12 protein-coding genes and 1 pseudogene are annotated in these 12,585 nt (G+C 64.9%); 7 read left to right on the top strand and 6 right to left on the bottom strand.

Features of this window, described 5'->3' with window-relative positions; translation table 11 throughout:
- Positions 1-7: 7 nt before the first annotated feature.
- The 7 genes from gspG (at position 8) to gspN (ending at position 4,085) form a co-directional block, all read left to right on the top strand.
- A complete protein-coding gene (gene gspG / locus OO306_RS20365) occupies positions 8-442 on the top strand; it encodes a type II secretion system major pseudopilin GspG (RefSeq protein ID WP_027595700.1) in 435 nt (144 codons plus the stop codon).
- A 102-nt stretch (positions 443-544) separates the two neighbouring features.
- Positions 545-1,012 (top strand): type II secretion system minor pseudopilin GspH, encoded by a 468-nt coding sequence (gspH, locus tag OO306_RS20360; RefSeq protein WP_265969750.1) that lies wholly within the window; start codon positions 545-547, stop codon positions 1,010-1,012.
- A complete protein-coding gene (locus tag OO306_RS20355) occupies positions 1,009-1,377 on the top strand; it encodes a type II secretion system protein GspI (protein WP_265969749.1) in 369 nt (122 codons plus the stop codon). Before gspH ends, OO306_RS20355 begins: the two co-directional genes overlap by 4 nt.
- The gene (locus OO306_RS20350; RefSeq protein ID WP_265969748.1) at positions 1,374-1,964 is read left to right on the top strand and encodes a type II secretion system protein J; all 591 of its coding nucleotides are present in this window, start codon (positions 1,374-1,376) and stop codon (positions 1,962-1,964) included. The genes OO306_RS20355 and OO306_RS20350 overlap by 4 nt, the downstream gene beginning before the upstream one ends.
- Positions 1,961-3,046 (top strand): type II secretion system protein GspL, encoded by a 1,086-nt coding sequence (gene gspL / locus OO306_RS20345; protein ID WP_265969747.1) that lies wholly within the window; start codon positions 1,961-1,963, stop codon positions 3,044-3,046. The genes OO306_RS20350 and gspL overlap by 4 nt, the downstream gene beginning before the upstream one ends.
- Positions 3,043-3,429 (top strand): type II secretion system protein GspM, encoded by a 387-nt coding sequence (gene gspM, locus OO306_RS20340; protein ID WP_265969746.1) that lies wholly within the window; start codon positions 3,043-3,045, stop codon positions 3,427-3,429. Before gspL ends, gspM begins: the two co-directional genes overlap by 4 nt.
- Positions 3,426-4,085, top strand: coding sequence for a type II secretion system protein N (gene gspN, locus OO306_RS20335; RefSeq protein WP_265969745.1), 660 nt, complete (start codon positions 3,426-3,428; stop codon positions 4,083-4,085). Before gspM ends, gspN begins: the two co-directional genes overlap by 4 nt.
- Before the next feature lie 400 nt (positions 4,086-4,485).
- Here the strand turns inward: gspN and OO306_RS20330 are convergent, their stop codons facing one another.
- The 6 genes and pseudogenes from OO306_RS20330 to OO306_RS20305 all read right to left on the bottom strand — a co-directional run.
- On the bottom strand, positions 4,486-9,012 hold the full coding sequence (locus OO306_RS20330; protein WP_265969744.1) for a hemagglutinin repeat-containing protein: 4,527 nt from the start codon (positions 9,010-9,012) through the stop codon (positions 4,486-4,488).
- 29 nt (positions 9,013-9,041) lie between these two features.
- Positions 9,042-10,709 (bottom strand): ShlB/FhaC/HecB family hemolysin secretion/activation protein, encoded by a 1,668-nt coding sequence (locus OO306_RS20325; RefSeq protein WP_265969743.1) that lies wholly within the window; start codon positions 10,707-10,709, stop codon positions 9,042-9,044.
- A gap of 200 nt (positions 10,710-10,909) precedes the next feature.
- Positions 10,910-11,428 (bottom strand): GNAT family N-acetyltransferase, encoded by a 519-nt coding sequence (locus OO306_RS20320; protein WP_265969742.1) that lies wholly within the window; start codon positions 11,426-11,428, stop codon positions 10,910-10,912.
- Between the two features lie 9 nt (positions 11,429-11,437).
- Positions 11,438-11,833, bottom strand: a complete 396-nt coding sequence (locus OO306_RS20315; RefSeq protein WP_186675827.1) for a hypothetical protein — start codon at positions 11,831-11,833, stop codon at positions 11,438-11,440.
- 88 nt (positions 11,834-11,921) lie between these two features.
- On the bottom strand, positions 11,922-12,476 hold the full coding sequence (locus OO306_RS20310) for a murein L,D-transpeptidase family protein (protein ID WP_099428455.1): 555 nt from the start codon (positions 12,474-12,476) through the stop codon (positions 11,922-11,924).
- Between the two features lie 18 nt (positions 12,477-12,494).
- Positions 12,495-12,585: pseudogene (locus OO306_RS20305) on the bottom strand (NUDIX hydrolase); the annotation flags it as partial.

Below are 12,585 nucleotides of genomic sequence, written 5' to 3'. Positions count from 1 at the left end.
TACTTCCATGCAGCATCGTCGTAACCGTCAGCGTGGTTTCACCCTCATGGAGATCATGGTGGTGATCTTCATCATCGGCCTGCTGATCGCCGTGGTCGCTCCCAGCGTGCTGGGCAACCAAGACAAAGCCATGCGGCAGAAGGTGATGGCCGACCTTGCCACCCTCGAACAGGCACTGGACATGTATCGGCTGGATAACCTGCGGTTCCCGAGCAATGAACAAGGCCTGGCTGCGCTGGTGAAAAAACCGGCCCAGGAGCCGCTGCCGCGTTCGTGGCGCAGCGATGGTTATGTGCGCCGCTTGCCGGAAGATCCGTGGGGTACTCCTTACCAGTACCGCATGCCGGGTGAGCATGGCCGGGTGGATGTTTACTCGCTGGGCGCCGATGGTGTGCCGGGCGGTGAGGGTCAGGATGCCGACTTGGGTAACTGGGCGCTGTAACCGATGCGCGATGAATCCAATGCCGCATGGGGCTGCTTTGCAGCCCTCTCGCGACACAAGGCCGCTCCTACAGGCCGGCGCTGTGCGTGTAGGAGCGGCCTTGTGTCGCGAAAGGGGCGCAAAGCGCCCCCAAAAGCCCATCAACACGGCTTCAGCCTGATCGAACTGCTGGTGGTACTGGCCATCGCCGGCCTGATGACCGGGCTCGCCGTGGCGTCGCTCGACAGCGGCAAGGCCAGCGTCGATCAGGCCTTGCAGCGGCTGGCTGCACAGGTTCACGTGCAGGCCGCCGAGGCACGGCATGCCGGCCAGTTACGCGGGCTGCGCTGGACCGGCCAGCGCCCGGAGTTCGTGCGGCGTGAACGCGATGGCTGGGTCGTCGAACCGGTCAGCCTGGGCGAGTGGCCCAAGGGCTTGCAGCCCGACTGGCCAGCCAGCCCGCAGCCGCGCCTGCTGTTCACCCCGCAAGGTTGGGCGCAACCGGGTTCGGTGCGCTGGCGCTGGGCCGAGGGCAGCCAGCAATGGGCCTGGAGCCGAGACGGCCGCCTGCAGACGGCGGCGCTGCCATGAAGCGCCAACAGCGTGGTTTTACCCTGCTGGAAGTGACCGTGGCCCTGGCGATTGCCGCCGTGTTGGCGGTCATCACCAGCCAGGTCCTGCGCCAGCGCCTGGCGGTGCAGGACAACTTGCAACAGCACCGCCTTGGCCTGCTCTGCGCCCGCGAACTGCAAGCCCGTTTCACCGTCGAGCAGTACTGGCCGGCCCACAATCAGGTGGATGGGCAGCTGAGCCAAGGCGGCCAGGTGTGCCATTGGCAGCTGAAACTGCGCCGCACCGGCGTGCGTGACCTGCGCAGGGGTGAACTGCTGCTGTTCGGCGACCGCGATCAGCGGCTGCCGCTTGGCCAATACAGTGTGTTTCTGGAGCGCCCATGAAGCGGCAGCAGGCAGGCCTGACCCTGATCGAACTGATGGTGGCCCTGGCCCTCACCGCGCTGCTCGGCGTCATGCTGGCAGCGTTGGTCAATGGCTGGCTGAAGGTGCGTGAGCGGTTGCAGGTGAGCAGCCAGGAGGCGTCGGTGCTGGATTTCTGCCTGGCCCTGGAGCGGCGCTTCGACAGCCCGGCCCTGCGCCGGGTGTATGACCAGCGATTGCCCTTGCCCAGCCGTTGGTTCGACTGGCAAGCGGCGAGCGGCCAACTGCTGTGGGTGGCGGCGACAGGCCTGCCCGAAGCCGAAGGCGGGTCGCGTCTGCAGCGCCAGCGTCTGCGCTTCGAGGCGCGTGAGCAACGCCTGCTGCTGGAAACCTCGGCGGACCTGTATGCCGCCTCGGCGCCGCGCTGGGTGTTGCGTGAACAGCTAGGGCGGGTGAGCGCGATGAACATCCTTTACCACCAGGGTGGCCGCTGGCTGCCCTGGCCTTCCGACCAACCCGCGCACCCCGGCCGTGGCGTGCGCCTGGAATTGCAACGTGATGGAGCACCGTATGCCTGCACCTTCGTCCTTCCCTGGGGGCGCTCATGAACCTTGACTGGCGTCGACGCTCACCGGCTCGACCTTGGCTGTTGGTGCGTCCTGGCAACCCTTGGGACTGGTTACTGGTCGAGAGCGGTGTCGCGCTACGCCAGGGGCAGGGCGAACCGCCGGCGAACCTGCAGGCACGGGTGGCGTTGATCGTGCCGGCCGAGCACTGCAGCCATTTCCAGTTGCCCGCACCGCCAGGGCTCAAACGGGAAGAATGGCCATTGCTGCTTGAAGATCGCTTGCTGCAAGGCGCGGATGAGGTGGTGTGCGGGTATTTGGGGCGCGAGGCCGGGCAAGTTCGGTTACTGGCGGTGGCGCGCGAGCGCCTGGACGATTGGCGCGGGCAATGCGCTGAGTGGGGGCTGATGGCCGAGCGTTGCTGGGCCGAATTCCAGTTGCTGCCGGCTCCCGAGGCGGGGGCCGCCTGGTGGTGGCGCAAGCAAGACGGGGTCAGCCTGCTCAAGGGGCTGAGCGAAGACGCTGGCGAGCATTGGCTGGCCTGGCCTGAAGCCATGGGCGAGGTGCTGGTCGAACCCTGGCCGCAGTTACGCAGGCTACTTCTAGAAGGCCAGTGGCCTACAGCATTGGCAGCGCTCGACAGCTTGCCTGGCCTGTTCGAGCAGCGGCGGCGTCGCACGTTGGCGGGGCCGACGCGGCAGCAGTGCCAGCTCATGGCTGCCTGTCTGCTGTTGGCATGCACCTGGGGCAGCGTGTGGGCGGCCCAGCAATGGCGCCAGGCCCAGCTCTGGAAAGCCCAGGTGATTGCCGTGACGGGTGAGCAGGCGGGCCCCAGGCAGGCGGCGCAGGCGCTCAAGCGCCTGCGTGAGGCCGGCTTGCAGCAGCAAGTGCGCCTGCGTCAGCTCGACGATTTACAAGGGCGCTTGCACGCCTGGCTGAGTGAGCATCCCGGCTGGCGCCTGCAAGCGGTGCGCTTTGATGGCCAGCGCTGGCATGTGCGGCTGGAGGGCGAGGGCGCCACACCTCCTTGGCGCGAGATGGCCAGTGCGGTGGGCGCTCAGGTGCAGGTCAGTGGCGGCGAGTCGTCGCCAACCGTGGTGTTCGACTTGGAGGTGGCGGCATGAGCACGGCGTGGATGCAGCGTCACCGTTTGCCGCTGGCCGTGTGCCTCATCGCGCTGCTGTCGAGCGTGCTGCTGCTACGTGAAGGCGTGGCGCAATGGCGCGCGCTGAGCCAATGGCAGGCGCTGGCGCAAATGGCAGTAGGTTTGCAGGGCGGTGCGACGCTGAACCTGGAGCGTCTGCGCCAGTCGGCTCAGGCGCGGCAGATCGAATTACTGGAGGTGGTCACGCAGGGCGAGGCCTGGCACCTGCGCGGTCAGGTGGGCGATGAGCAGGCCTTGCTGGGTTGGGTACGTGCGCTGCAGGCCGAAGGCGCACAGCCCTTGCAGTGGGGGCTGGAGCAAGACACCCAGGGCATGCGCTTCGACCTGGTACTTCGGCCATGAGCCGGGGCGCAGTGGCGTGGTTGCTGCTGGTGTTCAGTGTGACCTTACTGGTGCAGTTGCCCGCCAGCTGGCTGGTGCGTGGCTTCGGGGTACCGGCCGCAGGTGTGAGCGGCAGCCTGTGGCAGGGGCAGGCGCAGCAGATCGGCCCGTTCGGACCGTTGCAATGGTCCTTACAGCCTTGGCGTTTGCAAGGGCAGGGCGCGCTGGGGTTTCAGGGACAGGCGTGGCACGTGCAGGTCCACGGTTGGCCCTGGCGCTGGGAGGGGGAAGTGCGCCCGGCTGCGGCACAGGTGACGGTACCGGCGGCGTATCGCCTGGCCGGGCAGTGGCAGGGTTGGGTGCGTGTACAGGGTGCGTGGCGGCAATGCCTGGCCAGCGATGGGCGCCTCACGGTTACAGACTTGGCGCTGAGTGAGCCCTGGTCGCTGGGGTTGGGGCATGGCCGGGTCGAGGTGCAGTGCCGCGGGGGTTGGCACCTGTTGGGGCAGTTGCTGCAGCCAGGGCAGCATCAGCTCGACGTGGATGCCGATGTCCGGGGGCGACAGGCCCAGATCGCCATCGCGCTGCAACCCGATGCTGCCCTGACCCCACTGCTGCGCGGCGCGCAGTGGCTGGGGCCGGAGGCAACGACAGGGCAGCGGCGAGTCCGTTGGTAACCACCCGGATCTTCGGCCAAGCGCCCCCCCTGTAGGAGCAGCCTCGTGCTGCGAAGAGGCCGGTGACAACACACTAAATCTCCGCTGCTGCCACGGGCCTCTTCGGAGCACAAGGCTGCTCCTACCGGTGGGCGCAGTGGCTGGGGCCGGAGGAAACGACAGGGCAGCGGCGGGTCCGTTGGTAACCACCCGAATCTGCGGTGAAACGCACCCCCCCCTGTAGGAGCAGCCTCGTGCTGCGAAGAGGCCGGTGACAACACACTAAATCTTCGCTGCTGCCACGGGCCTCTTCGGAGCACAAGGCTGCTCCTACCGGGGTGTGCAGTAGCTGGGGCCGGAGGCAACGGCAGGGCAGCGGCAGGTCCATTGGTAACCACCCGGACCTGCGGTGGGCGAGGGGTCAGTCCGCCTTGCCCTGGGTACTCGATACCCATTGCTCGCTGCGGTTATGCCCGCTGGTACGCAATACCCCAAGATCAAGCGCATTCTCGCCGTCAGCCGCGCCCTTGCCCTTGGTGAACTCAGCCACTGCTGTGCCCAGGTCCACCGGCGAGTTGGACACGTCAATCGACACATCGCGGCGATAGTCGCTGCCACTCAGGGTCTCTTGGCTAATCGCATTGGCGCTCAGCTCGACATCACCCTTGGCCGACTGCAACCGCGCGCCGACCAAGTGAGCGTCGCCCGCAACCTTCAGCGCGATGCCTTCGCTGCCCTTGAGCGTGGTCTGCCTGGCCACGGTGTCGCGCTGTTGATGCGACAGGTCCAGGCGCAAGGTCGGTGAGAAACCAGGTTCGGCCTTGCTCAAGGCTGGGCCGGCTTTTTCGCCGACCTTGCTACCCAGCGGCCCTGCCAGCGCGGTGGCGGCGTTGGTGTAGCCTTGCGGGTTCTTTTCCCGGCTCAGGCGTGCGTCAGCTTTCACGGTCAGGCTATCGACGCTGTCCTTGCGGCTGGCAATGCGCAGATCGCCGCCGACCTCACCGGTAATACGCCCTGCTTCCAGGCTGGCACCTTCGATGCGTGTGTCGCCACGGCTGTGCAACTGGATACCCTCAGCGCGCAGCTGGCTGGCGTTCCAGGTCTGGTTGTCGCGTTTGTCCAGGGCGACCTGGGCGCGGCCATGCAGGCCACGGGTATCGGTATCCCCCTTGGCCATGTTGAAACCGGCCCCCGCGGTGATGTCGAGGTTGTCGCGTTGCTCCCGGTTGCTGGATGCTTCCACCCGCATGCCGCCCCCGGCGGCGTTGAGCACGATCTGTTCGGCTGAGGCGTGCAGCCCCTGCAGGTGCAAGGCGATGTCCTCGCGGGCACGGCTGCTCAGCGTCAGTGTGCCGGCGCTGTCGAAGCGGGCATCGACAGCCTGGCTGGCATCCTCGTTCTGCTTGCCGTGGTTGAAGTGCCCGCCGATGCCGCCCCCTTTCGTTGCGCCGGTCTTGACCGCAAGCTCCAGGCCGCCGCCCAGGTTGCTGCCCTTGGCCTGTTGGGTATCGCTGCCTGCGGTGACCTGCAAGCGGCCACCACTTTCCAGCAGGGTATCCCCGACCTTGGCGTCACGGCTGCCGATACGCGTCCCCTCCAGCTTCAGGTCGCCATCACTGCTCAGGTGAACATTTCCCTTGGCATCGATCTGCGCAACCTGGGCCTTGGTCTGCGCGCTGTCTTGCTGGTGGTGATCAAGGTAGCCGCGGGCGTCGACGCCGGTGCTGCCGGGGCGATTGCCGACCTTGGCCCAGGCATTGCCGTCAAGCTGGCCTGCTGCCTGGGTATTACGGTCATTGGCTTGGGACAACGACAAGGTGCCCCCACTGCGCATGGCCACGTTGCCTTCGCCACCGTCGATGCGCGTGCCTTCGTACAGGCCATCGCTGCCCAGCTGTACCTGGATGCCCTGTTGCCCATAGAGGCTTCCGGGCACGGCGGTACTGACGGTGTCCTGTTTGCCCAGCGAGCCGCCCTTGCCGGCGGCGCGAACATTGAGGTCGTTGCCGCTGCTGGTGTCCACGCGGGCATCGCCGCCATAGGCCATGCGCTGCACGGTATCTACCTGAGTGTTCTCGGCTGCCCGCAGGGTGTGCTGCGAGGCGTCGATCAGCAGTTTCCCGGCGTTGGCCTTCCACGCGGTGCCCTGGTCATCAATGACACCGGCCTTGACCTCGACCGTTGCACCGGTCAGCTCACTCACCTGGGCCAAGCTGCGGCGTTGGTTCTCCAGGCGTTTGAGATGGTCCACGGTCATGTCGGCGCCGACGCTCGGGGCCACCATCGCGTCTTCGGGCGAGGCTTGCTGAAAGCGCGCGGCCTCCTCACCGAGCACCAAGCGTTCGATGGGGCGGGTGAGGTCACGGTATTCCACGCTGGCGCCGAGGCTGCCGGCCCAGTTGTCTGTGACGCTTTCACGCTCATGGGTTTCTTGCGCTGCACGGTTCTCGATGTGCTTGGCAGTGACCTTCAGTTGCTGGCCGGCATCGACGCGTGCGGCTTCGGTGAGCAAATGCTCGGCCTCCAGCTTCACCCCGGCGCTGGCTTTCAATTCGCTGCCTTGTACCGTGCTGTTGCGTTCGAGCTGAGTCTGGGTGTTGTGATGGCCTGCGAAGGCGCTGCCCAACCGGTCGATACCCCCCGTCACTTTAACGCTGCCTCCGCTCTGGCTGTTTTTGCTGATGGACTCGCGCTCATTGCGGGTTGCACCCAGGGAGATGTGCTTGGCGGTCACGTCCAAGTCACCGGCGCTGGCCTGGACTTTGGAACCATTGACCTGCAAATGGGCGTCGCTTTGCAGGCCTACCGAGGCACCCTTGAGTTCGCTGGACACCTGTGATGTTTCCTGCGTCGTGCCGGTCGTGGTAGCGACCTGATAGCCCAGGCTGGCCTCGTACTGACGCGAGTCCGGCTTGCCATCCTGCGCCTCTTCAGTCTGCTTGGCGCCGACACTGAGGCCACGTTGCTGGTGCCGGGTGTCGGTTTCGTTGCGCGACTGCGCGCTGTCGATCACCAAGTCGCCTTTGGCTTCTACCTGCAAATGTTTGCCTGCTTCGACCTTTGCCCCGTGGATACGCAGTTCGTCGGCGCTGGCCAGGCGCAGGTTGCTGCTGGACGAGACGTCGCTGACCAGTACCTGGTCCTTGCGTGTGGTGTGCTTGCGGTCGCTGCCGATCAGGCCGAACAGTTTGCTGTCGCTCTGGTGATCGGTCGAGGTGCTGCTGCCGCGGTCGGCTTCGATCGCCAGCAGGCCGTTTTCGCTGTAGAGCACCGAGTCTTCCTTGCCATGCACCTTGCTGCCTTTGATGGTGACCTGGTCGGCCGTCATGTTCAGCTTGCCGTCCGTCGTCACACTGCTGCCAGCCACGACCTGCGCTTGGGTGTCATTGCCTTTGCGGTCACCAAAGAAGGTGCCGGAGACCAGGTCGCCGCGGTAATTGCGTTGGGTGCCGCTTTCCTGCAAGGCCGTGGTCCCGACCTCGATGTGCCGGGCCTTGAGTTGCATGTCGCTGTTCGCATGCAGCGTGCTGCCTTCAACCTTGAGGGCGTCGGCTGCCGTGAGGGTCAGGCGCCCGGCATTCAACGTGCTGCCCCGGGCTGTTTCGCGGGTTTGCTCGGTATCGCTGTCGCCGCGCCACAGGTCCTTGCGGTGGCGCACCTGTTCGGTGATGTGTTTGCTGTCGATGCCCGCCACGATGTCCAGGTTGCCGGCACTGTTGACGTTCAACTCACCCCCTGTACTCACGTCGGCGGCCAACAGGCGCATATCGGCACCCGATTGCAGCCGAACGTTGTCATGGCCGCGCAACTGCGTGCCCTGCTGTTGACGTTCGCGGGTGGTGCGCTCGCGGTTGTAGGTTTCGCGGGTGATGAAGAGGAACTTCTTGTTCCAGTTTTCGCGATCGTGCTGGGTGTTTTCCAGGCTGTCGGCGTCCAGGGTGAGCTTCTGCCCGGCCGTGACCACCACCTGTTGTGCCTGGCCATCGACGGCGCGCAGGGTCAGGTCGTCGGCGGCGCTGAGGGCCAGGGCGCCCCGTTCGCTGTGCAGTTCGGCGCGGGTGTCGGCCTTGCCGCTGATGTGCAGGCTACCGGCTGACTGGATGTCGATACCGTCGGTGGCATGTGCCTGAACGGGCCCCATGCGCACGCCCGCGCCTTCGGCGGTGCTCACCACGCGGATGCGCCCGGCGCGCATGGCCCCGAACAGGCTGGCGTCGATACTGGCCGCTGTGCCGGGCAAGTGCTCGACCACCTGGCCGCTGGCCTGGTCGATGCGGTTGCGGCCCACCGTGACGTTCAGTTCACTGCCGGCCATGAGCAGCCCTTTGCTGTCTACCTGCGGCGCGATCAGGTCAAGCGCGCCGGTGCTGTTGCTTTGGCCACCGGGCAGTACCTGCAGGGCGCCGCTGGCATTGAGGGTGTCGAGGTACTTGAGTTGCTGGTCTTCGAATTCTGGGGTGCCGACCACGAAGCCCGCGCGCGTGGTGTTGATGAAGCTGCCCCCGTTGAGGGTAATGCCATTGGGGTTGGCCAGGATGTAATCGGCGGGGCGGCCGAAGATTTCCTGCGGCCCCTCGATCAGCGAGGCGTTGCGGCTGATCACTTCATTGAGAATGGTCGAAGCCGCCTGGCCCTGGAACTGCGGGTTGGCGGCCAGGGCACCGGCCAGTTGCGATTGGCCGGCCTGGGTGGCGTTGTTCAGCACCACGCCGGGGTTGCCGACGTTGTAGTCGAGGAACTGGTTGTGTGACAGGCCGCCGGCGTTGGGGGCGACAATGTCGATGACTGGCACACCATGGCCATTGTTGATGACCGGGGTGCCACCTGGGCCGGTAGCGGCTTCAAGGCCGCCTTGGGCCAGCACGCTGCTGGAGCCGAGCAGGGCGAGGAAGATGGCCCAACGCAAGGTATCCGGGCGGGTAGACGTCAACTGCGAGCGCGTTTGCATGGTCTCGTTCTCTTTTTTTGTGGGGTGAATCAGATGCTCAGGTTCCACTCCAGCACCCAGAAGCCCGGCTCCAGAAGCGCGCGGGGCAGGTCACTGGTGTACAAGGCGCGCTGGTAGTCGAGGCGCACGCGGCTGTCGGGCAAGCTCAATTCGATGCCGGCTGCCGCGCCTGCCAGGCGTTGAACGGGGCTGTCGCGAGCCAGCCGGGTCCAGCCCTGATCGAGGCCGGCATAGGGCCGCAGCTGCGCCGGTCCGGCCCAGGCCGGCGTCAGCGGATAACTGAAGGTGTTACGCCAGACGGCACTGCTGGCGCCGGAGTAAGTGCGCAGGCGGAACCCGCGCACAGCGGAATCATCGCTGGCCAGCAGTTGCTCGACGGCCGGCAGCCGGTCGCGGCTGTACTGCAGGCCCAGTTCGCTCTGCCAGCGCCAGGGCCGCTGCGCCGGGCCTTGGCGCAGGTGCAGCAGCGTGCCGCGGTACTTGCGAAAGTCTGGGCGTGGGCCCAGCGCACTGGGCGCTGAAGCGTCCGCGCCAAACCAGCCCACCCCTTGGGCGAACCCGAGGTAGCCGTGCCACAGGCCGCCTTCGAGCCACAGCAGGTTGATGCCGGCTTCCACCGTGGTCAGGGTGGGGCTCTGCAGGCTCACGGCCTTGCCGCCGGTGCGGTTGGTGAGCTGCTTGCGGTCCAGCCGGGCGCTGGCGCTGAGCATGCCCTGCTGGTTGCGCCATAGCACCCGCTCGGCGCTGAGCCCCAGAAAGCGGCTGTTGCCACTGCTGGTCTGGCGCCCTTGGGGTATGGGCGCGCGGTAGCTCAATTGGCTGGCGCTGGCGGCGAAGGTCCACGGGCCGTACGGAATGCTGTAGTACGCCGTGACACCGTTGCTTCGCCCCGGCGCATCGATGACGGTCCTGGCCAACGACAGGCGCAGGTCGTCGTTCAGGCCAAGCGGGCTGTCCAGGCCAATGCCGAGGTTCAGGCGATGGCGGCCGGTCAGTTCGCTGCCACGGTTGTCCAGGCGGCTGTCCAGGTGCCAGCGCGAGGCGGTCTTGTGGGGCTGAACCACTACTCGGGTGCCGCCCTGCAGGGCGCCGGGCAGCAAGTCGACACTCAGTTCATAGGCACGCAGGCGGTTGAGTTGGTCGAGCCCTTGCTCCAGCGCCGGTAGGTACAGCGGCTGCCCCAGCACGTCAGGAAAAGCGCCACGCAAGGAAAGCGGCAGGTCGGCACCAAGTTCGATCGACTCGACGAAGCCTTCGCTGATGAGGATGTCCAGCGGCGCGCCATCCTCGGGTGGCTGGCTCAGGTAAGGGCGGCTGGTGGGGTAGCCCGCCTGCACATAGCGCTGGGTGATGGCCTTGAGCAGCAGGTTGATGTCGACGATGCCCATGCAAGGCTGCATGAAGGGCCGCACGGTCGCTTCCAGTGCCGTGCCCGGCACCTGCCGATGGCCTGCCAGACGAACGCCTGTCACGGCCCAGCAGTGGCTGTCGGCCGCCTGTATGGCCTGGTTTTCGTCATCGCCTGGCGGGGCGGGGGCACGCTGCCAGCGCTCGAGCCGTTGTTGCTGTTCCAGCTGGCGCAACGTTTGCTGCTGGTCGCGCAACTGCTGGCTGGCCAGGTCGTCGGCCCAGGCCAGGGGGCTGGCCAGCCAGCAGGCAAGCAGGCTGCTGGCAATGATGCGTATTCGGTACGGCATTGAAGCACCCCGCAGATGACGTACGGATTTCGTATTCGTCTGCGTGGATGCTAAGAATTAAGTGATTCGCTTGGATGCAGTACGCCGCCTAAGCGGATGTCAGGCGGGTTCGCGGTCGAAGGTGCGAAAGCTCCTACACGATGAGGGGTATGTAGGAAGCATGGAAGTGCAGCCATTGAGCCAGTCCCGTGCAGCGAGCGTTAGTTTTTAAGCTGCTCTTGGGGTCGCAGGCCTTGAATGATTGTCGCAGTCGACAGCAGCAGGCGGAGTGGGTTGTGTTTCGAGGGGATGAACATCAGCTCCCGATAGTACTTGGCTGCCTGCTCATCTTTTGCGTCCACAACGATGAAGGCCACCCCCGAGTGCTTTGAAACCGTGTAGATACGACGGAAAAAGTCGGCCATCAGCCGCTGTCCAAGCCCCTTTCGCTGCATGCGCTGATCAACAGCCAGGCGACTCAGCATGGCTGCCGGCATGGGGTACCGAGGCATCTTCCTCGCCTGTTCTTCGCTCAGCTCATCGAGCGCTACTGAAGTATTCGCAAGGGTGTAGTAGCCAAGCAGCATCCCGTCCTCCAGGTACATGAAGGTGCGCGAGACATTGCGCTTTTCGTCCTGGCCGGCTTGCTGGGCTATGTAGGTATTCAGAGCGGGGTGGGTAGAGCAGTCGAACGAAGTTCGATCAATCGTCTTATCGAACGCTATGGTGATGAATTCCATCGCAAGGCCTTAGCGCAAGGCAAGTAAGTTGCGAAGCGCTTCATTGGGCTCTGGAGGGTTATCGAGCAACTGATCGGCGATGTCGGCGTCCAGAACAGTCATGCCTTCCTGATCGAAGTTCAAAACCTCATCTTCGATTACAGAGCGAACAGCCAGGGCAGCAACCACCTTTTTGAGTTCGGCCAGTTCTTTTTCCATGTCGGACAAGTGTGGTGCACGGCTGGTACGCCCGCGAGATGTGCCTGAGCTCAATACGCGGACGCTCAGGCTTTTTGTCGCATGCTCCTCAACTACTGCACCCGCATTGCGATAAGCTGTGACCATGCCACTCTTGCTGTGCAAGGCGATGACGCCTTTCCTGCCGGCAATTGGGAGGCGTGCTTTTGATTGCAATTGCTTGTTCACAGTGAGTCCCTCTGGGTATGCCGATCGTAGCACATACAGCTTGACACCAAGTTCCAAGCATTGATTACAAGTCGCTACAAGCGCCCTGTCAGGGGCGGATCTCGATCAATGTCCCGTCCTTGACCAGTTCCCAGACTTCCTGCATGTCGCGGTTACGCATGGCAATGCAACCGTCCGTCCAGTCCAGGGTATGGAAGTACCACTCCGGGTATTCGTCGTTGATCGGCGTGCCATGGATCATGATCATGCTGCCGGCGCTTACGCCTTCGCGGGTGGCGCGGGCGGCGTCGCTGATGTTCGGGTAGTTGATGTGCATGGCCAAGTTGAAACGGTCGCTCTGTTTGCGCCAATCCAACCAGTAGAGGCCCTCGGGGGTCTTCTTGTCGCCTTCGCGTTCCTTGGCGCCCTTGGGCTGCTTGCCCAGGGAAATCCGGTAGGTCTTCAGTGGCTCACCACGGCTGATCAGTTGCAGGCGGCGCTCGGACTTGATCACCAGCACCTTGTCGATGAGCGGCTGCATGGCGGCCTGCGATTGCGACTGCGCAGGCGCCGGTGGCTGCGGCTTGCGAATGATGGTCTCGGTGAAGGCAGCCTGGGACACCGAGGTAACGCAAAGGCAGAAAAGGGCAAACAACCAGCGCATGAAGCAGCACCTGCAGGCTTAAGTAGTGGGCGAGACGTTCATCGGCGGCAGGTACTCATGGCCTATGGGGTAGTGCTGCCCGATGCGGTCGCGATAGTAGCATTCTAGT

This window comes from Pseudomonas sp. DCB_AW (genome assembly GCF_026240895.1).
In the GTDB taxonomy this organism is placed as follows: Bacteria; Pseudomonadota; Gammaproteobacteria; order Pseudomonadales; family Pseudomonadaceae; genus Aquipseudomonas; species Aquipseudomonas kermanshahensis.
This window is presented reverse-complemented; position numbering and strand designations above follow the sequence as displayed.